Annotated in this window: 21 protein-coding genes; 10 read left to right on the top strand and 11 right to left on the bottom strand. The window is 67.3% G+C overall.

The annotated features are described in order from the left end of the window. Position 1: 1 nt before the first annotated feature. From W7S_RS03120 to W7S_RS03105, 4 genes are all read left to right on the top strand, one after another. Positions 2–709, top strand: coding sequence for a haloacid dehalogenase type II (locus W7S_RS03120; protein ID WP_009951930.1), 708 nt, complete (start codon positions 2–4; stop codon positions 707–709). Continuing rightward, complete coding sequence (locus W7S_RS03115; protein WP_014381777.1) at positions 696–2,150, top strand: NAD(P)/FAD-dependent oxidoreductase; 1,455 nt, start codon at positions 696–698, stop codon at positions 2,148–2,150. The genes W7S_RS03120 and W7S_RS03115 overlap by 14 nt, the downstream gene beginning before the upstream one ends. Before the next feature lie 3 nt (positions 2,151–2,153). Next, the gene (locus W7S_RS03110; RefSeq protein WP_009951932.1) at positions 2,154–2,621 is read left to right on the top strand and encodes a cupin domain-containing protein; all 468 of its coding nucleotides are present in this window, start codon (positions 2,154–2,156) and stop codon (positions 2,619–2,621) included. Between the two features lie 98 nt (positions 2,622–2,719). Beyond that, the gene (locus W7S_RS03105) at positions 2,720–3,187 is read left to right on the top strand and encodes a YbjN domain-containing protein (protein ID WP_009951933.1); all 468 of its coding nucleotides are present in this window, start codon (positions 2,720–2,722) and stop codon (positions 3,185–3,187) included. A 12-nt stretch (positions 3,188–3,199) separates the two neighbouring features. Here the strand turns inward: W7S_RS03105 and W7S_RS03100 are convergent, their stop codons facing one another. Then, positions 3,200–4,282 (bottom strand): NAD(P)-dependent oxidoreductase, encoded by a 1,083-nt coding sequence (locus W7S_RS03100; protein ID WP_014710907.1) that lies wholly within the window; start codon positions 4,280–4,282, stop codon positions 3,200–3,202. A 148-nt stretch (positions 4,283–4,430) separates the two neighbouring features. Between W7S_RS03100 and W7S_RS03095 the strand changes: the two genes are divergently transcribed. Both W7S_RS03095 and W7S_RS03090 read left to right on the top strand, forming a co-directional pair. Then, on the top strand, positions 4,431–5,246 hold the full coding sequence (locus W7S_RS03095; protein ID WP_014710906.1) for a lysophospholipid acyltransferase family protein: 816 nt from the start codon (positions 4,431–4,433) through the stop codon (positions 5,244–5,246). A gap of 81 nt (positions 5,247–5,327) precedes the next feature. Further along, entirely contained in the window at positions 5,328–6,743 is a 1,416-nt protein-coding gene (locus tag W7S_RS03090) for a wax ester/triacylglycerol synthase family O-acyltransferase (RefSeq protein ID WP_193375014.1), read from the top strand. Here the strand turns inward: W7S_RS03090 and purQ are convergent. From purQ to W7S_RS03075, 3 genes are all read right to left on the bottom strand, one after another. Beyond that, positions 6,710–7,384 (bottom strand): phosphoribosylformylglycinamidine synthase subunit PurQ, encoded by a 675-nt coding sequence (gene purQ, locus W7S_RS03085; protein ID WP_008263873.1) that lies wholly within the window; start codon positions 7,382–7,384, stop codon positions 6,710–6,712. The genes W7S_RS03090 and purQ overlap by 34 nt on opposite strands. Further along, positions 7,381–7,620, bottom strand: a complete 240-nt coding sequence (purS, locus tag W7S_RS03080; protein WP_008263864.1) for a phosphoribosylformylglycinamidine synthase subunit PurS — start codon at positions 7,618–7,620, stop codon at positions 7,381–7,383. The genes purQ and purS overlap by 4 nt, the downstream gene beginning before the upstream one ends. 61 nt (positions 7,621–7,681) lie before the next feature. After that, on the bottom strand, positions 7,682–8,416 hold the full coding sequence (locus W7S_RS03075; protein WP_014710904.1) for a hypothetical protein: 735 nt from the start codon (positions 8,414–8,416) through the stop codon (positions 7,682–7,684). Between W7S_RS03075 and W7S_RS03070 the strand changes: the two genes are divergently transcribed. Then, positions 8,393–9,031 (top strand): MBL fold metallo-hydrolase, encoded by a 639-nt coding sequence (locus W7S_RS03070; RefSeq protein WP_014710903.1) that lies wholly within the window; start codon positions 8,393–8,395, stop codon positions 9,029–9,031. The two genes, W7S_RS03075 and W7S_RS03070, sit on opposite strands and share 24 nt — an antisense overlap. Before the next feature lie 9 nt (positions 9,032–9,040). Here W7S_RS03070 and W7S_RS03065 read toward each other — a convergent pair whose 3' ends face one another. Both W7S_RS03065 and W7S_RS03060 read right to left on the bottom strand, forming a co-directional pair. Then, complete coding sequence (locus tag W7S_RS03065; RefSeq protein WP_009951940.1) at positions 9,041–10,708, bottom strand: FAD-binding dehydrogenase; 1,668 nt, start codon at positions 10,706–10,708, stop codon at positions 9,041–9,043. Between the two features lie 47 nt (positions 10,709–10,755). Continuing rightward, a complete protein-coding gene (locus tag W7S_RS03060) occupies positions 10,756–11,460 on the bottom strand; it encodes a DUF2334 domain-containing protein (protein WP_008263856.1) in 705 nt (234 codons plus the stop codon). A gap of 159 nt (positions 11,461–11,619) precedes the next feature. Between W7S_RS03060 and W7S_RS03055 the strand changes: the two genes are divergently transcribed. Next, entirely contained in the window at positions 11,620–13,257 is a 1,638-nt protein-coding gene (locus W7S_RS03055; RefSeq protein WP_225330805.1) for a DHA2 family efflux MFS transporter permease subunit, read from the top strand. Between the two features lie 126 nt (positions 13,258–13,383). Beyond that, a complete protein-coding gene (locus W7S_RS03050) occupies positions 13,384–14,994 on the top strand; it encodes a DHA2 family efflux MFS transporter permease subunit (RefSeq protein WP_009951943.1) in 1,611 nt (536 codons plus the stop codon). A gap of 24 nt (positions 14,995–15,018) precedes the next feature. Here the strand turns inward: W7S_RS03050 and W7S_RS03045 are convergent, their stop codons facing one another. Then, positions 15,019–17,157 (bottom strand): S9 family peptidase, encoded by a 2,139-nt coding sequence (locus W7S_RS03045; protein ID WP_009951944.1) that lies wholly within the window; start codon positions 17,155–17,157, stop codon positions 15,019–15,021. Further along, positions 17,154–18,044: a phosphoribosylaminoimidazolesuccinocarboxamide synthase gene (locus W7S_RS03040; protein WP_014710901.1), complete on the bottom strand. Its 891-nt coding sequence runs from the start codon at positions 18,042–18,044 to the stop codon at positions 17,154–17,156. Before W7S_RS03040 ends, W7S_RS03045 begins: the two co-directional genes overlap by 4 nt. Positions 18,045–18,095: 51 nt before the next feature. Here W7S_RS03040 and W7S_RS03035 point away from each other — a divergent pair, with 51 nt between their 5' ends. Further along, positions 18,096–18,716, top strand: coding sequence for a hypothetical protein (locus W7S_RS03035; protein ID WP_014710900.1), 621 nt, complete (start codon positions 18,096–18,098; stop codon positions 18,714–18,716). Here W7S_RS03035 and W7S_RS03030 read toward each other — a convergent pair. The 3 genes from W7S_RS03030 to purB are packed head-to-tail and all read right to left on the bottom strand — an operon-like array spanning position 18,681 to position 22,362. Then, positions 18,681–19,703, bottom strand: a complete 1,023-nt coding sequence (locus tag W7S_RS03030) for a tellurite resistance/C4-dicarboxylate transporter family protein (protein WP_008263842.1) — start codon at positions 19,701–19,703, stop codon at positions 18,681–18,683. The two genes, W7S_RS03035 and W7S_RS03030, sit on opposite strands and share 36 nt — an antisense overlap. After that, a complete protein-coding gene (locus W7S_RS03025; protein ID WP_014710899.1) occupies positions 19,700–20,947 on the bottom strand; it encodes a cytochrome P450 in 1,248 nt (415 codons plus the stop codon). The genes W7S_RS03030 and W7S_RS03025 overlap by 4 nt, the downstream gene beginning before the upstream one ends. After that, positions 20,944–22,362: an adenylosuccinate lyase gene (gene purB / locus W7S_RS03020; RefSeq protein WP_014710898.1), complete on the bottom strand. Its 1,419-nt coding sequence runs from the start codon at positions 22,360–22,362 to the stop codon at positions 20,944–20,946. The genes W7S_RS03025 and purB overlap by 4 nt, the downstream gene beginning before the upstream one ends. Between the last annotated feature and the right edge of the window lie 58 nt (positions 22,363–22,420).

The following is a 22,420-nucleotide window of genomic DNA, read 5'->3' as shown; positions in this document are numbered from 1 at the left end:
CATGACGACACCCTCCGTCCTCGTTTTCGATGTCAACGAGACGCTGATCGACATCGAGTCCCTCGCACCGCTTTTCGCGGACTTGTTCGGCGACGAACGCGTGCTGCGCGAGTGGTTCGGTCAGCTCATTCAGTACTCGATGACCATCACACTGGCCGGCAAGTACGTGCCGTTCCCCGTTCTCGCTCAGGCGGTGCTGCGCATGCTGGGTGACGTCCACCGGGTGGACGTCACCGATGACCACCTCGATCGCCTGACGACCGGGTTGCTCACCATGCCGGCACACCCCGATGCCGCCGAGGGCCTCGCCACATTGCGCGACAACGGTTTTCGGTTGGTAACCCTGACGAACTCCCCACCCAACCCGGACGGCCCGACGGCGCTACAGAATTCGGGGCTGGCCGGCTTTTTCGAGCGCCAACTGAGCGTCGATGCCCGCCGCGCCTTCAAACCGTCGCCCGCCGTCTATCGGTACGTGTGCGACGAGCTCCGTGTGACACCCGGTGATTGCATGATGGTTGCCGCACACGTGTGGGACACCCTCGGCGCGCAGAGCGTCGGGTTCAGTGGGGCTCTGATCACCCGGCGCGGCAACGCGCCGTTACCGGTCCGCAGCCTGCCGCAGCCGAACATCGTCGCCGGCAACCTTCGCGAGCTGGCCGAGCGCCTAACCCAAACCGAAGGGATCGCCAAGAGTGGCAATAGCTAGCGAACGAGACTTCGACGTCATCGTGCTCGGCGCCGGACCGATCGGGCAGAACGCCGCCGAACGCGCCCGCGCCGCGGGCCTGCGCGTCGCCATTATCGAACGCGAACTCGTCGGGGGCGAGTGCTCCTACTGGGCGTGCGTGCCCAGTAAAGCGTTGCTGCGTCCCGTCATTGCCCTCGCCGACGCGCGACGCGTCGACGGTGCTCGGGAAGCGATCACCGGATCCATCAGCGCCGACGGTGTCTTCGGCCGCCGCAACCGGTATGTGACCGACTGGGATGACAGCGGCCAGGCCGATTGGGTGAGCGGAATCGGCGCGACGTTGGTACGCGGTCATGGAAGGTTGGACGGCCCCCGGCGAGTCGTCGTCACCACCGGCGACGAGCGTGTCGGGCTCACCGCGCGGCATGCGGTGGTCGTGTGCACCGGAAGCCGTCCCGCCCTGCCCGATTTGCCCGGAATGGCAGAGGCCAAGCCGTGGACCAACCGGCGCGCCACCGACAGCAGCGCGGTCCCGGAGCGGCTGGCCGTCGTGGGCGCCGGCGGCGTGGGTGTCGAAATGGCTACGGCCTGGCAGGGATTGGGCTCCCAAGTGACGCTCCTGTCGCGGGGGTCGAGGTTGTTACCCCGCATGGAACCGTTCGTGGGCGAGCTGATCGCCCGCGGGCTCAGCGACGCCGGCGTCGATGTGCGGGTAGGTGTCACGGTGCGCGCGCTGCGGCGCCAGGACGACACGAGCGTTGTCCTCGAATTGGACGATGGCAGCGAGCTGACCGTGACTGAGGTGCTGTTCGCCACCGGTCGGGCACCGCTGACCGACGATATCGGCTTGGAGACAGTGGGATTGGAGCCGGGCAGCTGGCTCGAGGTGGACGACACCTGCCTCGTGCGCGGCGCGGTCGAGGACGGCTGGCTCTACGCCGCCGGCGACGTCAACCACCGCGCCCTGCTCACGCATCAAGGCAAGTATCAGGGCCGCATCGCCGGCGCGGCCATCGGAGCACGCGCAACCGGAAGACCGTTGGACACCAGCCCGTGGGGTGCACACGCGACCACCGCCGACCACTACGCGGTGCCACAAGCCTTCTTCACCGATCCCGAATCGGCCGCGGTCGGACTGACAAGCCAACAAGCCCGGGACGCCGGCTACCGGGTCCGAGCCGTCGATATCGAGATCGGGGACGTGGTGATGGGGGCGAAACTCTACGCCGACGGTTATACCGGCCGCGCACGAATGGTGGTCGACCAGGAGAGCGGGCGGCTGCTGGGCGTCACCATGGTCGGCCCCGGCGTGACCGAGCTGTTGCACTCGGCGACCATCGCCGTCGCCGGCCACGTGACCGTCGACCGCTTGTGGCACGCCGTGCCGTGCTTCCCGACGATCAGCGAGCTGTGGCTGAGATTGCTCGAAGCGTATCGGGATGGCCGGGACGATAATTGACCCATGGCCACCTCCGACGGATTCCATCCCGACTTCGACGACACGGCCGCACCGGTCGCCCGCAACCGAGTGCGCCACATCAAGGCGTCCGAGATCAGCTCGGACACGGCACAGTCGGAGGGGCTGCGGCGCTTCGCCGCCCTATCGGGCGCGTCGGTCGGAGCGGAAAAGCTCTGGATGGGTGAGACGCACGCGTCGCCGAAATCCGCCTCGGACAACCATCACCACGGTGACTCGGAGACCGCGATCTATGTGCGAAGCGGCCACCCGGAGTTCGTGTTTCACGACGGCACCCAAGAGGTACGTATTGCCACCGAACCCGGTGACTACGTCTTCATTCCGCCGTATCTTCCGCACCGGGAAGAAAACCCCGATCCCGACACCGCGGCCGAGGTCGTGATCGCCCGCAGCACCCAGGAAGCGATCGTGATCAACCTTCCCGCCCTGTATCCGCTCGACGGGCCTCGATAAACGGGCAGCGGGCCACTCAGCGAATTCTCAACAGATTCTTCGGCGCCACATCGCTTGGCTCCCAGCGTCCGCAAAGTCGCCGGCGACACCATACGTCTATGACGAACGAGCAGATGTGCGCGAACCTTGTCGAACGCTATTTGCGCACCCGCGGACGGCAATACTTTCGCGGGCACCGCGACGGCGAACACTTCTTCGTCACCGGCGCTCCGCGACGGCTGCACGTTCATTTCGAGATCTCGCCCGCGCACGACGACGTGTTGATCATCCGGGTCACTCCGGGGTGCTACTTTCCGGCCGCCGACCGCCCCTGGCTGACGCACTTCGCCGACACGTGGAACCGCCAGGACCGCCACGTCACCGCGATCGTGCACGGCTCGTGCGATCCGCAGCGCATCGGCGTGGTGGCCCGCAAGTCGCAATGGATCCGAAGCAAAGTCTCCTTCGCCGAATTCGCGTCCCTCGTCGACCTGACGATCGCGGACGCCACCGAGCTCTTCGAGGAGCTGGACCCCGCCGCCGGCCTGCCGCCCGCCGAGCGGTCCTTGCTGCGTCACGCCGGCTGACGCCCGCCCGGTCTAGGCGCCGCTCGCGGCACCCGGGGCATCGGGGCGCGGCTCACCCAGCTTCGCCCGGATGGCGCCCCACGGATCGGCGTAGCGCCCGGGCGTATCCCGGTAGGCCGCACGGCTTTTGAGAAACCGCCGCGCCAGCGGCGAGATCAACCGCATCGGGTAGCGCCGCCACCCCGCCGTCGCGCGCATCTCGTCGAGCATGTCCGGCCACGAGTGGTGCTGGAATCGCAGGACTTGTTGGGAGCGAGCGGTATCCATCCAGTCGGTGACGAACCAGTCGTCGTCGCTGTCGGGATCACCCGGACGTCCCCCGGGCAGGACGTCGACGAGACCCCGGGCGGCGGCCAGCGCCTTGCCGACCTCGCCCTGCCGAATCCGGTGCGACTCGTCGCCGGCGATCAGCAGGGTCTCACCGACGACGTCGGCCGTGGTCGCCGCGGCGAACGCACGGGCGACGTCGCGCACATCGACGGTGTGGATGCGCCCGTCCGTCGGCAGGGCGCTTTCGAAGAACAGTGCGTCAACGCTGAATGGCATGGCCTCCGGGTCGACGCTTATCACCCCGCCCAGGCGCAAGATCACCCATTCGAGGTTCGAGGACCGGATGTGCTGTTCCGCTTCGGCTTTGTGCGCGCCGTAGAGATCAGCCGGGTTCATCGGGGAATCGGCGCGCAACAGCTCGGCGCTGCGGTGCGGGTTACGCGCCCCGTACACGGCGTTGCTCGACGCCTGGATGAACCGCACCGGGTGCGGCCGGGCCTGCGCGGCGCGCAGCAGCGTGAGGGTCGCGTCGACGTTGACGCGGCGCCCGAGGGCGGGGCTGCGATAGATCGCCGGCGGGATCACCGCGGCCAGGTGGACGATGGCGGTGGGTGAGGTCGCGGCGAGCAGGCGGTCGACATGGCCCGGGTCGGTCAGATCGGCCCAGTGCGCCTCGACACCGTCGGGCAGCGTCCTCGCCGCCTTGCGCTGGGTGGGGGTGCCCAGATCCGTCGCGACCACGCGGTGGCCGTCGGCGACCAGCCGGCGCACCGTTTGTGAGCCGACGAGCCCGAAACCCCCGGTGACAAGAACCTTCTCGGACATGATCCCCCAGCGCCGGGTTTGCCCCCAGCAAACGAATATGACATTCTCCAAATTCGAAAGTATCATATGTCATCCATGGCCTGAGGTTTGAGACCGGCGTCACACCGGCAACCAATAGCAAATGGCACGATCACGACAGCAGGGAGCCATGAAGGGCAGCGGTGCGGGCGCGGCGGACAATCACGAGACCGCCAAATGGGATCCGGCCTTCACCGAACGGGTCGCCAACGCGCTCGGGCCGGCCATCAAACGGTATTACCGGGCCGAGGTGCGAAACATCGACAACGTCCCGTCGTCCGGTGGGGCGCTGGTGGTCTCCAACCACTCCGGCGGCATGCTGACACCGGACGTGTTGATCTTTTCCCCGGCCTTCTACGAAAGGTTCGGCTACGACCGCCCGGTCTACACGCTCGGCCATTACGGGATCTTCATGGGGCCCTTGGACGGCTGGCTGCGCCGCCTCGGGGTGATCGAGGCCAGCCGCGAAAACGCCGCCGCCGCCCTGCATTCGGGCGCGGTGGTGCTGGTGTTTCCCGGCGGCGACTACGACTCGTACCGCCCGACGTTCAGCGCCAACACCATCGACTTCAACGGGCGCACCGGCTACGTGCGAACGGCGATCGAAGCCGGCGTGCCGATCGTGCCGACCGTGTCGATCGGCGCCCAGGAGACCCAGCTGTTTTTGACCCGGGGCAACTGGCTGGCCCGCAAGCTGGGGCTAACGAAGGCCCGCATGGACATCCTGCCGGTCAGCGTCGGGTTCCCGTTCGGGCTCAGCGTGATCTTCCCGCCCAACCTGCCGCTGCCGGCAAAGGTCGTCACCGAGGTGCTCGAGCCGATCGACGTCATCGCGCGCTTCGGTGAGGACCCCGACGTCGACGAGGTCGACGCCCATGTCCGCGCCGTCATGGAGGACGCGCTGAAGCGGTTGGCCGAACAGCGCCGGTTTCCGATCCTCGGCTGAGGATGCCGCCAATCCGCGCCGCCGGCCGGCGCCCTACGGCATAGTTGTTGGCCTGGTCGCGTCGGCAGGGCGAGGTGACGTGTGAAAAGACTCAACGGCATGGACGCCATGCTGCTCTACAGCGAGACGCCCAACCTGCACACGCACACGCTGAAGGTGGCGATCATCGACCCGGCCGACTGCGACGGCGAGTTCGGGTTCGACGCGTTCCGCCGCCACGTGCGCCGGCGGCTTCACCTGCTGGAACCGTTGCGCTACAAGCTCGTTGACATCCCGTGGCACCTGCATCACCCGATGTGGCAGGAAAACTGTGAGGTCGACCTGGACTATCACCTCCGTCGCGTCCGGGTGCCCGCGCCGGGCGGGCGGCGAGAGCTCGATCGGGTCATCGGCGAGGTGGCGTCCACCCCCCTGGACCGCACCCGGCCCCTGTGGGAGTTTCACTTCGCCGAGGGACTGGCCGACGGCCGGTTCGCCTTGATCGGCAAGGTGCACCACGCGTTGGCCGACGGTGTCGCGTCGGTCAACCTCCTGGCGCGCGCGATGGATCTGCGGGACGGGCTCACCGACGAGCGCGACAACGACGAAGCCGGTGTCACGGTTTCCGATGCCGACCTGCTGCGCGCCGCCGCGCGCGACCACGTCCGGCAACTCGCGCAACTGCCACGGCTGCTCAAAGACGCGGCCGTGGGGATGATGCGGGTGCGGCGTCGCTCCCGCGAGCGCGGCGACCACCCCGACCTCGCCGATGCTTTTGACGCGCCCCCGACGTTCCTCAACCATGTGGTCTCACCCCGGCGCTGGTTCGCCAGCACGTCGTTACCGCTGCCGCAGGCCAAGGCGACGGCAAAAGCGTTGGGCATCACCATGACCGATCTGGTGCTGGCGACGGCGGCCGGCGGGCTGCGAACGCTCTTGCTGGCCTACGACGGCGCGGCCGACCGCCCGATCATCGCGTCGGTGCCGACCGCCACCGACAAGTCGGACCGGATCACCGGCAACGAGATCAGCGGGCTGATGATTTCGCTGCCGGTGCATGTCGACGACCCGATCGAACGGGCCCGGCTGATCTCGGTGGCCACCCGGATCGCCAAGGAAGACCACGAGATCCTCGGCCCGCAGCTGTACGGGAAGATGATGGCCTACCTGCCGACCGCCTTCGCCCCGGCGGCATTTCGCTGGCTGGGTCTGCGCGAGGTGCCCAACAAGCTGATGAACGTCGCCGTATCCAGCGTGGTCGGACCGCGCGAACGCGGCCACTTCGGCGGCGCGGCCGTCAGCGAGATCTATTCCACGGGTGTGCTCTCGCCCGGCGCCCCGGTCAACATCACCGTGTGGAGCTACGTCGACCGGCTCGGCGTCGCCGTGCTCACCGACGATCAGACGTTCGACGACCCGCATGAGGCGACGGACGCCATCAGCGCGGCCTTCGACGAATTATGCTGTGCCGCAGGCATTTCCGGTCAGCCGGCGAGGACCCCGTCCAGCACCGAGTAGAACAGGCCCAAGCCGTCGTCGGAGGGCCCGGTCAGCGCCTCGATGGCGTGTTCGGGATGCGGCATCAGGCCCACCACGCGGCCGTCGGCGGAGCTGACGCCGGCGATGTCATGTTGCGAACCGTTGGCGTTCTCGTGGTACCGGAACACCACCCGCCCCTCGCCCTCGAGCTCCTCGAGCACCTCGGCGGGCGCCACGTAGCGGCCCTCGCCGGACTTCAGCGGCACCAGCAGATCGGCGTCCGGTTCGAAACGCGACGTCCACGCCGTCGACGTCGACGCCACCCGCAGCCACACGTCGCGGCAGATGAAATGCAAACCCACGTTGCGGGTCAGGGCACCGGGCAGCAGGCCGGCCTCGCAGAGCACTTGAAAACCGTTGCAGATACCCAAGACCGGCATCCCGCGCCGCGCGGCGTCCACCACTTCGGTCATCACCGGGGCGAACCTGGCGATCGCCCCCGCCCGCAGGTAGTCACCGTAGGAGAAGCCGCCCGGAACCACCACGGCATCGACGCTTTTCAAATCGGCGTCGGCGTGCCACAGGTTGACCGGCTCCGCGCCGACGCGGCGGGCCGCCCGGGCGGCGTCCACGTCGTCGAGCGTGCCGGGAAACGTGATGATCCCGATGCGTGCGGTCATGTCGTCTCCCGGCTGATCGTCCAGTCCTCGATCACGGTGTTCGCCAACAGCGATTCGGCGATCTCGGCCAGCGCCGAGTCGTCCACGCTGTCGTCCACTTCGAGCTCAAACCTCTTGCCCTGCCGGACATCTGATATCCCCGGGTGACCGAGGCGGCCCAGCGCGCCGACGATCGCCTGACCCTGCGGGTCCAGGATCTCCGCTTTGGGCATCACGCTCACGATCACCCGGGCCACCGGCGCTCCTCCTCAGTTGGCGTTTCGCCGCCAACTCTACCGGCGAAACCGCAGCTCGCCCTCACGGGCACGAGGCAATGTAGGCCTCGCACAGCGGCGCGCCCATGGCGCCCAGCACCGGGTCGTCGGCCATCGCCGGCCAGGGCGTCTGCGGCGGGGACGTCGACCAGAGCGTGACCTCGCTGACCGTGCTGCTGGCCGGGTGGGCGAAAAGGTAGGTGTGCATCACCACCGGCCCGCTGATCACGGCGGCCATGCGGTTGGTGTCGTCGCTGGTCAACGACGGCGATTGCTGCGGCGCACGCTGCTGGCAACTCCGCAACGCGGCGACGGCGCTACGGAACGCCTCGGCCGCGATCTCACCACCGCGGGCCGTATCACCGCGCCAATGCAGGATCTGGGCCTGCAACTGCCACTGACCGTCCGGATGCTGCACCGTCGAGCGGGCGGAGACCGCCGAGTCGCGGGGGTCCCGAGCGGTGGCCGGCGTGGCGCACAGCTCCTCGAACCGAAACCGGGGGCCGGGCGCCGAGCCCGTCGTCTGGACCGCCTGACCGGCGAGCGCGGGCCAGTGGTACACCGCGTCCAGCGGCACGGCACGCTGATCGATCCACGCGGTGTTGGGGATCCGGTCGCACATGGCGGGGCAGGTCTCGGGCTCGCCGTGCGCAGGGATGACGACGACCAGCGCGACCGCGAGGCCGCCGGCGACCAGCATCGTGGCCAGGATCACGCGCAGCGGCAGCTTGTCCATCAAGGCACAATCGTAGATATGCAACTGACGCATTTCGGTCATTCGTGCCTACTCGCCGAGTTCGACCAGACACGCGTGCTGTTTGATCCCGGTACCTTCGCCCACGGTTTCGAGGGAATCACCGGCTTAACCGCCATCTTGATCACTCATCAGCACCCCGACCACGTCGACGGGAAACGGTTGCCGGCACTGCTCGAGGGTAACCCGGATGTCGCGTTGTATGCCGACCCACAGACCACCGCGCAACTCGGCGCGCCCTGCCGCGAGGTACACGTCGGCGACGAGCTGCAGATCGGTGAGCTGACCGTGCGGGCCTTGGGGGGCAAGCACGCCGTCATCCACCCGGAAATCCCTGTGATCGAGAACATTTCGTTTCTCATCGGCGACGGCGAGCATCCCGCCCGGTTGATGCATCCCGGCGACGCGCTGTTCGTGCCCGACGAGCCGGTGGACGTTTTGGCCACCCCGGCGGCGGCCCCGTGGATGAAGGTTTCGGAAGCGGTCGATTACCTTCGCGCGGTGGCACCAGCGCGCGCCGTCCCCATCCACCAGGGGATCATCGCCCCCGATGCGCGTGGCATCTACTACGGCCGGCTCACCGAGATGACCAGCACCGACTTCCAGGTGCTGCCCGAAGAGGACGCCGTCACCTTCTAGCGCGAGCAGCTAGGTGATGTCGTCGGCGGCGCCGCGGCCGGCGGCGCGGCCCGAGAAGATGCATCCACCCAGGAATGTGCCCTCCAGCGCGCGGTAGCCGTGCACGCCCCCGCCGCCGAAGCCGGCCGCCTCGCCGGCGGCGTACAGCCCGCTCAGCGGAGTGCCGTCGGAGGTCAACACCCGTGCGGCAAGATCGGTTTCGATGCCGCCCAGCGTCTTTCGCGTCAAGATGTGCAGCTTGACCGCGATCATCGGCCCGGCCTTCGGATCGGTCAACCGGTGCGGCGCCACGACCCGGCCCAGCCGGTCGCCCAGATAGCCGCGGGCCGCACGGATCGCGGTGATCTGGCCGTCCTTGCTGAACCTGTTGGCGACCTCCCGGTCCCGCGCGGTGACCTCGGCCTCCACCGTGGCGTAGTCCAGCGGTTGCACGTCGGGCAGCTTGTTCATCGCGGACACCAGGTCGCGCAACGAATCCGCACTGACGAAGTCCACGCCCCGATCGACGAACGCCTGCACGGGCCCCGGCGGTCCGGAGCGTGCCCGGTTCCGCAGCAGCTCGCGCACGCTCTGCCCGGTCAGATCGGGATTCTGTTCCTGCCCGGAAAGCGCGAATTCCTTCTCAATGATCTTGGCGTTCAACACAAACCACGTGTAGTCGAACCCGGATCGGGTGATGTACTCGAGCGTGCCAAGTGTGTCGAAACCGGGATACAGGGGAACCGGCAACCGCTTGCCGTTCGCATCCAGCCACAGCGACGACGGGCCCGGGATGATGCGAATTCCGTGCAGCGGCCAGATCGGGTCGTAGTTGGTGATGCCCTCGGTGTAGTGCCACATCCGGTCCGGGTTGATCACCCGCGCGCCGGCCTTCTGCGTGATGCCGATCATCCGGCCGTCGACGTGTGCCGGCACGCCGCTGAGCAATTGCTCGGGCACGCGGCCCATCCGCTTCGGCCAATTCTTGCGCACCAGCTCGTGGTTCCCCCCGATGCCACCACTCGTCACGATCACCGCAGCGGCTCGGAACTCGAACTCCCCGACAGCCTTTCGTGACGAGGCGACGCCGCGCGGCGCGGTTGAGGACTCCAGCACCGTCCCCCGGACGCCCGTCACCGCGTCATTCTCGACGATCAACTCGTCGACCTGATGGCGGTGCGCGAAGCGCACCGTGGAGCGGTCGCGCAGTTGACGGGCGAAGATCTCGACCAGCGCGGGCCCGGTGCCCCAGGTGATGTGGAAGCGCGGAACCGAATTGCCGTGCCCCTGTGCGTCATACCCGCCGCGCTCGGCCCACCCCACCAAAGGGAAAAGCTTGAGCCCGCGGGCGCGCAGCCAGCTGCGCTTCTCCCCCGCGGCGAAATCGACGTAGGCATGGGCCCATTGGCGCGGCCAGTAGTCCTCGGGCCGGTCGAACGCCGCCGTACCCAGCCAGTCCTGCAGCGCGAGCTCGTGGCTGTCGCGGATGCCCAACCGGCGCTGCTCGGGGCTGTCGACGAAGAACAGACCGCCGAAGGACCAGAACGCCTGCCCGCCCAGGTTGGCGCTGTTCTCCTGGTCGAGGATCAGCACCCGCAGGCCGCGATCCACCAGTTCGCAGGCGGCGACCAGGCCGGACAGCCCCGCCCCGACGACGATGGCATCAGCGCCGAACCCGGCAACCGAAGAAACGCTCATGTCGGTCCAGGGTAGTGCCCCGGACAGCAGGTCAGGCAGTCGATTCGTCAGGCGGCGTCGAGCAAGGCCTTGTCACGACGCCAGCGATACACCGTCGGTGTGCAGTCGTGCATCAACGCCAGGTCGACCGCGTCCAGCATCGCCTGCAGCGGTCCGGGTTTGCGGAGATGCCGCGCGGCGACCGCCACCCGCACGATGCCGCCGCGCCGGGCGATCCGCTCGGCGGACAGCACGACCGTGCGACACCACCACGGCTCGGCGAGAACACCCTCGCCGATGCCGAGAACCCGCGCCCGCACGGTGGTGTGCCGCACCAGGTCGGTGATCCCATGCAAATCGGCCAGCATCCGAAAACCGTTGCCCGGCAATGCTTTGACGACACCGGGCGAAACCACGCAGCCGGGAGCCGCGAACAGCCGCGTGCGTAAACCGAGGTGCTCGAGGACCCGGTCGGCGGCCATCAAGCGCAGATTGGCCTCATGCGCCCGCAAAATCGCGAACTCACCGCGGCGCTTCCTGGTGAGGGCATCGTCGTAGCCGTGCAACACGATCGCGTCGCCACCGGCGCGGCGGGCGGTCAGCCAGTCAACGGTTTTCGGGTCGCTGTCGAGTCGGTAGCCGCCGGACAGGCGGGGAGCCACCAGCAGCGAAACCGGTACCTCACGGGCATCCATTTGCGCGCAGAACGCCTCGACGTCGGGCAGGGTGCGTTCCCCGATCCCCGAGACCGAAACGATCAATTTTCCAGACACACCAGCAGTTTGCCGACCGCAAGTGTCGGAACGGTGAAGGACACGCAGACAGCAGGCGTATATGCGCTCACCCAAAAGCGATAACTGGGTTCGGCGACCGGAATTTCAGGGGCGGTCCAGCAAACGGCCACCGGCGCCGGCGGACACGATCTGTTCGATATGCTAAGCAACGCCATGGACGAGGCCTCCTACGCAGCGGCCGGAGCGCCGCTGCCCCATGCCCCCGCGGGGCAGCCGGGCGCCGACACACGGGAGTATCCCGACAAGTTGGACGCCGAGCTGTTGCGGATCTCCGGCGTGTGCATCTTGGCCACGGTCATGGCGATCCTGGATGTCACGGTGGTCAGCGTCGCGCAACGCACCTTCATCGACCAGTTCGCGTCCTCGCAGGCGGTCGTGGCCTGGACGATGACGGGCTACACGCTCGCCCTGGCGACAGTGATCCCGATAACCGGGTGGGCCGCCGACCGGTTCGGCACCAAGCGGCTGTTCATAGGCTCCGTGCTGGCATTCATGCTCGGATCACTGCTGTGCGCGATTGCCGCAAACATCTTGCAGCTCATCATCTTTCGGGTGGTTCAGGGTGTCGGCGGCGGCATGCTGCTGCCGTTGGGGTTCATGATCTTGACCCGTGAGGCCGGCCCCGCCCGGCTCGGGCGCCTGATGTCGATCCTGAGCATCCCGATGCTGCTCGCCCCGATCGGCGGCCCGATCCTGGGCGGCTGGCTGATCGACACCTCGAGCTGGCGATGGATCTTCCTGATCAACGTGCCGATCGGACTGCTCACCATTGTTCTCGCGGCGATCGTGTTCCCCCGCGACCATCCGGTCCGGTCGGAAACGTTCGACGCCGTCGGCGTGCTGCTGCTCTCCCCCGGCCTGGCCATGTTCCTGTTCGCGGTGTCGTCCGTCCCGGGCCGCGGCACCGTGGCCGACCGCCATGTGGTGATCCCGGCGACGATCGGACTGGCATTGATCGCGGGGTTCGTCGCGCACGCCTGGCACCGGGCGGATCATCCGTTGATCGATCTGCGGCTCTTCCGCAATCCGGTGCTGACCCACGCCAATGTGACGATGCTGGTGTTCGCGACCGCCTTTTTCGGCGCCGGCCTGCTGCTTCCGAGCTACTTCCAGCAGGTGCTGCACCAAACGCCGATGCAGGCGGGCGTGCACCTGATCCCGCAGGGGCTCGGCGCCATGCTGACCATGCGGCTGACCGGGCCGCTGGTGGACAGGCAAGGGCCGGGCAAAATCGTGCTGGTCGGGATTGTGCTGATCACGGCCGGGCTGGGGGCCTTCGCGTTCGGGGTGGCCAAGCAGGCGCACTATCTACCTGTGCTGCTGGTGGCGCTGGCGGTCACGGGCCTGGGCATGGGCTGCACGATGATGCCGTTGTCGGTCGCGGCCGTGCAGGCGCTGGCACCGCATCAAATCGCCCGGGGAACCACCTTGATGAGCGTCAACCACCAGGTGGGCGGCTCGATGGGGACCGCGCTGATGTCGATGATCCTGACCAATCAGTTCAATCGGAGCCAAAATATCGTCGCGGCAAACAAGGTTGCTGCCCTGCATCAGCGTGCGACCGTCGACGGGGTGCCGGTGGACCAATCCGCAATCCCCCGGCAGGCCCTTGTCCCGGGCTTTTGGGGGAATGTGGTGCATGATCTTTCCCACGCGTATACCGCGGTATTCGTGATTGCCGTCGTGCTGGTGGTTTGCACGATCATTCCGGCGTCCTTTTTGCCGAAAAAGCCGGCAAGCGAAACTGCCGGCGAACAACGCATTCGCGTCCTGTAGCCCGCGAAAAGCCGATTTTTTCGCTTTAAACTGCCGTCCGCGCCGCCTCTGCGCGGCAGGAATTACACGCGTGGTAATAGCGGCGAATACGAGTAAAAACGCCTCAGCACGGCTAGCCGGGTGGATATGCTCAGCGGCGCCATGGAGAACACCCGTTCCGCATCTTTCACCGTTCCGTTGCCCATCGAGCCGGGTCCGTCGCGGCACCCAGACGAGTACCCGGACAAGCTCGACGCAGCGCTGTTCCGGATCGCCGGAGTCTGTGGCCTGGCCTGCATCATGGCCGTCCTGGACAGCACCGTCGTCGCCGTCGCGCAACGCACCTTCATCGATCAGTTCGGGTCCACTCAGGCGGTCGTCTCGTGGACCATCGCCGGCTACATGCTCGCGTTTGCGACCGTGATCCCGATCACCGGATGGGCGGCGGATCGGTTCGGCACCAAGCGACTTTTCATGGGTTCGGTCCTGATCTTCACGCTGGGGTCGCTGCTGTGCGCGGTGGCACCGAACATCTTGCTGCTGATTTTGTTCCGGGTGGTGCAAGGGGTGGGCGGCGGCATGCTGCTGCCGCTCAGCTTCGTCATCTTGACGCGTGAGGCCGGGCCCAAACGGGTCGGCCGCCTCATGGCGGTGGGGGGAATCCCGATCCTCCTCGGCCCCATCGGGGGGCCCATCCTGGGGGGTTGGCTGATCGGTGCGTATGGCTGGAAGTGGATCTTCCTGATCAACCTGCCGATCGGGCTGACCGCGTTCGCGCTGGCCGCGATCATGTTCGCGAAGGATCGCTCGGCCCCCTCGGAGGCCCTCGACATCACCGGTGCGCTGTTGCTCTCCCCCGGGGTGGCGATCTTCCTGTGCGGGGTGTGCTCCATTCCGGGTCGGCACACGATCACCGACCCTTACGTGCTGGGGCCGGCGCTGCTCGGCCTGGCATTGATCGGCGCGTTCATCGTGCATGCGTGGCATCGCACCGATCACCCCCTGATCGACCTGCGGCTGTTCCGCAACCCCGTGGTCACGGAGGTCAACGTGACGATGCTGGTGTTCGGGGCCGCCTCAGTCGGCGTAGGGCTGCTGATCCCGAGCTACTTCCAGATCGTCAGCCACGAGACGCCGATGCAGTCCGGGCTGCACATGCTGCCGATCGGAATCGGGGCCGTATTGACGATGCCGATCGGCGGGGCCTTCATGGACAAGCACGGTCCCGGCAACATCGTGCTGATCGGCCTGCCCCTGATGGCAGCGGGTCTGGGCGTGTTCACCTACGGCGTCGCCACGCAGGCCGAATACTCGCCGGTCTTGGTGTCCGGGCTCGCGATCATGGGCCTGGGTGCCGGCTTGACCACCACGCCGCTTTCCGCGGCGCTCATGCAGGCGCTTACCCCGCGTCAGGTGGCCCGCGGGACGACGTTGATCAGCGTGAATCAGCAAGTGGGCGGGTCGATCGGGGCCGCGCTCATGGCGGTGATCCTGACCAATCAGTTCAATCGCAACGAAGCCCTGATGGCGGCGAACGAGATGGCCGGGGTGCGCCCGCCCGCCGGCAAGCGAAGCATTGACCCGTCGGCCCTTCCCGGGCAGACGATGACGCCCGATCTGGCCAGCCACGTGTCGCACCACCTGGCGCACGCCTATACGACGGTGTTCGTGCTGGCGGTCGTGCTGGTGGCGTTCACCGTCGTCCCGGCATCCTTCCTGCCCAGGAGGCTGGCGACCCCGCCCGTCGGCGACGACTAGCGCCCGGCTCGGCTGATCCTCGAGCTAGCCGTCCCGGCCGCCGCCATAACGGTCGCCGTCGGCGGTGGCCAGCAGCCACGCATACTGGAACGCGGTTTCCTCCCAACCCTTGTAGCGACCGCTGACGCCGCCATGCCCGGCATTCATCTGGGTCTTCAGCAGGACCGGGCTGCCGTTCGCGTTGAGGTGTCGCAGGGCCGCGACCCATTTTGCGGGTTCCACGTAGTAGACCCGCGTGTCGTTGAGCGAGGTCATCGCCAGGATCGCCGGATACGGCTTTGCCTCGACGTTCTCATACGGGGAATAGGACTTCATGTAGGAGTAGACGTCCTTGTCCGCCAACGGGTTTCCCCATTCGTCCCACTCGGTGACGGTCAGCGGCAAGGAGGGATCCAAAATGGTGGTCAGCGGGTCGACGAACGGTACCTGCGCGAGGATTCCGGCAAAGAGTTCCGGCGCCAGGTTGGCCACCGCCCCCATCAACAGTCCGCCGGCACTGCCCCCCAACGCCACCAGCCGGCGCGGGCGGGTTACTCCGGAATCCACCAAATGCCTTGCCACCGCGACGAAGTCGGTGAAGGTGTTCTTCTTCTCCAAGAGCTTGCCGTGCTCATACCACAGCCGGCCCATCTCGCCGCCGCCGCGGACGTGGGCGATCGCGAACACCATTCCCCGATCCAACAGCGACAACCGGGCGATGGAGAAACTCGGATCGGTGCAGATCTCGTAGGCTCCGTAGCCGTAAACCAGCGCGGGCGCTGGGAATTCGATTCCTGAGCGGTGCACGACCGAGACCGGGATCCGGGCGCCGTCCTCGGCGACCGCCCAGTCGCGCCGTTCGACGTAATCGTCCGGGCGATAATCGCCGAGTACGGGTTGCTCGCGCAGCAGGGTGCGTTCGCCGGTGACGAAGTCGATGTCGTAGACCCGTGCCGGAATGACCAGAGACCCCGCCCGGATCCGCAGCTTGGGCGCGCCCCAATTCGGGTTGCCGGCCAGGCCGGCCGACATCAGTTCGGAATCGAACGAAACCTCTTCGGGCTCCGCGTATGTGCCGTCGGAGTTGACGCGCCACAGCGCGAGCCGCGGCAGCGCCTCACGCCGGTAGCTGACCACGAGATGGCCGGCGAAGGCGTCCACCCCGTCGAGTCGGACATCGTCGCGGTGCGGGATCAGCGTGCGCTGCTGGGTGGGATCGCTGACCGGCGCCTCGGTCAGCGTGAAGTTGACCGCGTCGTCGTTATGCAGGATCAAGAACCGGTCCTGCCCGCCCACCACCGCATGTTCGACCGAATACTCGACGCCTTCGCGGCGCGGCAGCACGACGGTGAACTGCGCCTGCGGATCGGTGGCGTCGGCGTAGCGGAATTCGGAGGTGATCGAGGAACCGGAGGCGATGAAGACGTAGGCCTCACTTCTGGTGAGTCCCACGCCGAGCCAAAACTTCTCGTCGGCTTCGTGGTACACCAGCTCCGATTCCGCACCGGAGCCCACCCGATACCGCCACACCTTGTCGGGGCGATGGGCCGCGTCCAGGGTGAGGTAGTACACGGTGCGGTTGTCCGCGGCCCAGGTCGCACCCGCGCCGATGTCGGCGATCTCGTCCGGATACAGCTCGCCGGTGCGTAAATCCTTGAACCGCAACGTATAGCGTTCATCGCCGAGGGTGTCGACGGAGTACGCCAGCAGGTTTCCGTCGAGGCTGACGGTTGCGGCGCCCAGGGAGAAAAATTCGTGACCCTCGGCTTCGACGTTCGAATCGAGCAAGATTTGTTCGCCGGGAATGTCGGTGTTCTCGTCCAGGGTCGGCGGGTTCCAGTCGTCGGGATCACTTACCGGGCAACGGCACTGGACGCGATACTGCTTGCCTTCGAACGTGCGGGCGTAGTACCACCACTGGCCCTGCCGCGTCGGTACCGACAGGTCGGTTTCCTTGGTACGCGCCTTGATCTCGTCGAAGATCTGTTGCCGCAACGGTTCGAGGTGGGCGGTCATCTGGTCGACGTAGCTGTTTTCCGCCTCGAGGTAGGCGATCACGTCGGGGTTCGTCTTCTCGCGCAGCCACTCATAGGGGTCGATGAAGACGTCACCGTGGTGCTCGCGCCGGCTGTCCACCCGCTTGGCGACGGGTGGCACGGGACCGGCAAGGTGCGACTCGCTCATGCGGCGGGGCCGATCCAGTCGCCGAAGCTCAGGCCGGAAATGCGTTCGTAGGCCTCGATATAGCGGCCACGGGTCGCCTCGATGATGTCGTCCGGGAGCGGCGGCGGGGGTAGCGTGCCGTGGCGGTCCCACCCGGAGTCGGGGCTGGTGAGCCAGTTGCGGACGAACTGTTTGTCGAAACTGTTCTGGACCACGCCGACCTGGTACTCGTCGGCCGGCCAGTACCGTGACGAATCCGGGGTGAAGATCTCGTCGGCCAGTAGCAGGTTGCCGTCGCGGTCGGTGCCGAACTCGAACTTGGTGTCCGCGATGATGATTCCTTTCCTCAGCGCATGGTCGGCGGCCTGAACGTAGATCTGCAACGTGCGGTCGCGCAGTTGGTTGGCGCGCACCCCGCCCACCATCTCGATCACGCGGGCGAACGAGACGTTCTCGTCGTGGTCCCCCAACGCGGCCTTGGTCGCCGGGGTGAACAGCGGTTCGGCGAACCGGCTGGCTTCGACCAGTCCCGGGGGCAAGGTGATGCCGCAGACCTTGCCGGTCGCCTGGTAGTCCAGGAGCCCCGAGCCGGTCAGGTAACCGCGTGCCACGCATTCGACCGGAAGCATGTCCAGCCACCGCACCACCAGGGCCCGGCCCAGCACCTCGTCGGGGATGCGCGGGTCATCCGGCGGCCCGGCCAAATGATTGGGGGCGTCCACGAGACCGAAGAAGAAGACGCTCATCGCCGTCAGGATGCGGCCCTTGTCCGGGATAGTGCTGTCCAGGACGAAGTCGTACGCCGAGATGCGGTCGGTGGCGACCAATAGGAGGTGTTCGTCGTCGACGCGATACAGCTCACGGACCTTGCCGCTGGCCAGATGCTGGTAGTCGGACAGTGCGGGCATCCGGTCAGCCTATCGGGCACCTGACGACGCGGCTTGTGCTGGGATCGGGCTATGACACCGCGGTTTCTGCCCTACTCCACCAGGCCCGGCCGGCTGGCCGCCCAGCTGTTCAGCGACTTCGCCGTCGTCGTGTGGACGGCGCTGTGGCTCCTCGTCGCCCTGGCGGTTTACGACGCCATCGCGACCATCGCCGACGCGGGCCGCCAGGTCGAGAGCGGCGCGGACGGCATCGCCGGCAACCTCGCGTCCGCCGGCCACGGCGCCCAGCACATCCCGGTGGTGGGCGACACGGTCAGCAAGCCGCTCAACTCCGCCAGCCAGGCCGCGCTGGACATCGCGGGTGCGGGCCACGACCTGGACACCGCGGCGAGCTGGCTCGCGGTGCTGCTGGCGATGGCGGTCGTCGCGCTCCCGATCCTCGTCGCGGTGATCCCTTGGTTGTTTCTGCGGGTTCGCTTCTTTCGGCGCAAGCTGACGGTGACCGCGTTGGCCGCAACCCCGGCCGGTGCGCAGTTGCTCGCGCTGCGTGCGTTGACCAACCGCCCACCACGCAAGTTGATGGCCGTCAGCGCGGACCCGGTCGGCGGGTGGCGCCGTGAGGACCCGGTCACCATCGGGGCCCTGGCCGCGCTTGAATTACGCTCGGCGGGTATCGCGATCCGCGGGGCTTAGCAGCAGCGCCCGCGACAACAGGAGCAGCCCCGCGGCGACCACAATCAGCCAGGCCGCCAACGCGTCCCAGAAGAACACCAGCGAGACGGTGAGCAGCGATCGCTGACCGATCTCGATGGCCATGGCGAAGCTGGCCGCCGAATACATGCCCAGTGGGAACACGAACGCCCACCACACGCCGGCAAACCGCAGCATGTTCGGATACCGCCGGATGCGGTGCAGCGCGAAGTAGATGAGCGGCGGTATCCACAGGGTGGCCGTCACCCAGGTCACGATGGTGACTACGCGCACCGGGCCGGCCAGCCAGGCGGGGGCCACGGCGTGGATGTTGTCGCCGGCCAGCGTCGCAATCGCCATGCCGCCCATCAGGATCCAGGTATCCGGTTCGAAGCCGTCGCGGTCCTGTCGTTCATTGACCACGCGCCACAGGGTCAGCCAGGTCATCAGGCCGTAGATGCACAGCGCCGCCACCCACGCGGCCACCGCCACCGCGAGCCACCAGTGATGACCGGTGTGACGGGCCGCCCGGGCGATCACGATCGCCAAACCCGATGTTCCGACGCTGCCCAGCTGCCAGGCGCCGTGGGCGCGGTCGCGCAGCGCGGACCAGCGGTGCGCCAACATGTTTCGCGCGCTGAGCAGGATCAGCACCAGCCACGACGCCAGCCCGACGGCACCGAGCACGCGCGCCACCCACACATTCGACGACAGGCGCGTGTCGATCACCGCGCAGGCGGCGACGAAGGTGATCATCCGCAGCGTGACGTCGGGATCGGTCAGATCCCAGCGCAGCTTGTGTCCGGTGGCGCAACCCTTCGCGACAACGAGGGCAACCAGGAGGACCAGACCCAGGGTGGCGATGACACCCATCGTGTCGCTGATCAACCGGTACCCGTGATTTTTCGCACCGATCGACAAGATGCCGGTTGCCATCACCGCAGCGAACACATCGGGTGAGGGCTCGATATCGGCGAACCGGATCGTCACTGGTCTTCGCGTAGCTCCACGACGAGGTGCCGGATGCCGGTATGCCGGTTGCTGCGGGCCCATTCGACCGGCCGGACCACCTGCACGGCACCGAACCTGGAGAGCAACTCCTCGAACAGCACCCGCAGTTCCAGCCGGGCCAGGTTGGCGCCCAGGCAGTAGTGCACACCCTGACCGAATCCCAGGTGCGGGTTGGGTTTCCGGGCGATATCGAATGTGTCGGCGTGGTCGAACACGCTGGCGTCGCGATTCGCCGAACCCTCCCAGATCTGTATTTTCTGTCCGGCCTCGATCGGCCGGCCGCCCAGCGTGGCGTCGCGGGTGGCGGTGCGCCGCTTCGACGGCGAGGGTGAAGTCCACCGCACCATCTCCTCCACGGCGGTGGGCAGTGCACTGAGATCCTCACGCAGGGAACGTAATTGCGACGGATGGTTGGCCAGCGCCAGCAGCCCGCCCGCGACCGCGTTGCGGGTGGTCTCCGCGCCGGCGCTGAACAGCAGGCTGAAGAACAGGTACAGCTCGAGGTCGGAAAGGGCCGACGACTCCGAATCGTCGAGTATCGCGTTCGCCACGACCGACAACATGTCATCGGTCGGGTTCTCACGCTTGGACGCGATCAGTTGCCGGCCGTAGTCATACATCCGCGACCCGGCCTCTTCCACCGACAGCTGCGAGAGCGACGCTTTGCGCGAACCCCCGAAATCGAACTGCGGCTCGATCGCCTCGAACAGCCAATGCCGTTCGGATTCGGGGACTCCCAGCAGGATGCAGATCATCTGCATCGGTAGCTCGGCGGCGATGTCGACCAGGAAGTCGAACGGCTCGCCCGGCACCACGGCGTCGAGCAGCCGGCGCGCCCTGGTCCGCAGATCGTCTTCCACCAAACGGATCATGCGCGGCGTCAGCCCGGAGCTGACCAGTCGCCGGATTTGCGAATGCCGCGGGTCGTCCATCATGTTGAGCACCTGCCCGGCGATCGCCAGGTCCTGTAACAGCGTGCCGCCGTAGGGCCGTTCGCCCCCGGTGACCGACGAGTACGTCACCGGATCCTTGAGAACCTCAAGCGTTTCCGCGTAGGTGGCGACCGACCAGAAGCCCTCGTTGTCCGGGGTGTTGTCGGTCGGTGGGTGCCAGTACACCGGCGCCTCGCGGCGATGGATGGCGAACAGGTCGTGCGGAAATCCGTTGGCGAAGTTGTCGAGATCGGTGAAATCGATCTCCGCGAGTGCGCCGGCCAGGGTCACAGGATCGCACCCGGGGCGTACTTGGCGGCGTCCGGGTAGCGGCTCACCAGCGCGTCCACCAGTGCCGCCACCTCGTCCACCTGGTCACCGGCCGCGCCCGTGAAGGCCTTCTTGTCCGCCAGCGCGGCGTCCAGGGCCGCCCGGTCCAACGGCAGCCGGTCGTCGGCGGCCAGCCGATCCAGCAGATCGGGCTCGGCCCCGCGTTCCCGCATGGCCAGCGCCGTCGCGACCGCGTGTTCGCGGATCACGTGATGCGCGGCCTCGCGGCCCATGCCGGCACGCACCGCGGCGATCAACACCTTGGTGGTGGCCAGGAAGGGCAGGTAGCGGTCCAGCTCGCGAGCGATCACCGCCGGATAGGCGCCGAACTCGTCGAGCACCGTCAGGAAGGTCTCGATCTGCCCGTCGATGGCAAAAAAGCTGTCCGGCAATGCCACTCGGCGCACCACGGAGCAGAAGACGTCGCCCTCGTTCCACTGCGCACCCGCTAGCTCGGCGGCCATCGACGCGTACCCGCGCAACACCACCTGCAGGCCGTTGACCCGTTCGCAGCTGCGGGTGTTCATCTTGTGCGGCATCGCCGACGAGCCGACCTGGCCCGGCGCGAACCCCTCGGTGACCAGCTCGTGGCCGGCCATCAGCCGAATGGTGTGCGCCATCGACGACGCTCCCGCGCCCAGCTGCACCAGCGCCGAAATCACGTCATGGTCCAGCGACCTCGGATACACCTGCCCGACGCTGGTCAAAACCGTTGCGAAACCCAAGAATTGGGCGATGCGCCGCTCGAGTTCGGCGAGCTTGGCCGCGTCGCCGTCCAGCAGGTCGAGCATGTCCTGCGACGTGCCCATCGGTCCCTTGATGCCACGCAGCGGATAACGGTCGATCAACTCGCGCAGCCTGGTCAACGCGATCAGCGTCTCCTGGGCCGCCGACGCGAATCGCTTGCCGAGCGTCGTGGCCTGGGCGGCGACATTGTGGCTGCGCCCGGCCATCACCAGGTCGCGATAGGCGACGGCCCGCTCGGCGAGCCGCGCCGCGACCGCAACCCCGTGCGCGAAGACGAGCTCCAGCGACCGCCGGATCTGCAGCTGCTCCACGTTCTCGGTCAGGTCGCGGCTGGTCATGCCTTTGTGCACATGCTCGTGACCGGCCAGCGCGTTGAATTCCTCGATGCGGGCCTTGACGTCGTGGCGCAGGACCCGTTCACGGTCCGCGATCGACGACAGGTCGACGTCCTCGAGCACCCGCTCGTAGTCGGCGATCGCCTGTGGGGGCACGGCGACGCCCAGCTCCGCCTGCGCGCGCAGCACCGCGAGCCACAGCCGACGCTCCGCGACGATCTTGGCCTCCGGCGACCAGATCGCGACCATCTCGGCGCTGGCGTACCGGGTGGCCAGCACATTCGGAATGCTCACTTGGTCCTCACGAACACACAGCTTACGGTCGTCGCGCCCGGGTCTTCTCATCACCGGG

It is taken from the genome of Mycobacterium sp. MOTT36Y (genome assembly GCF_000262165.1).
Classification (GTDB): Bacteria; Actinomycetota; Actinomycetes; order Mycobacteriales; family Mycobacteriaceae; genus Mycobacterium; species Mycobacterium intracellulare.
Note: the sequence above shows the minus strand (reverse complement) of the source record. Positions and strands in the feature narration are given on the sequence as shown.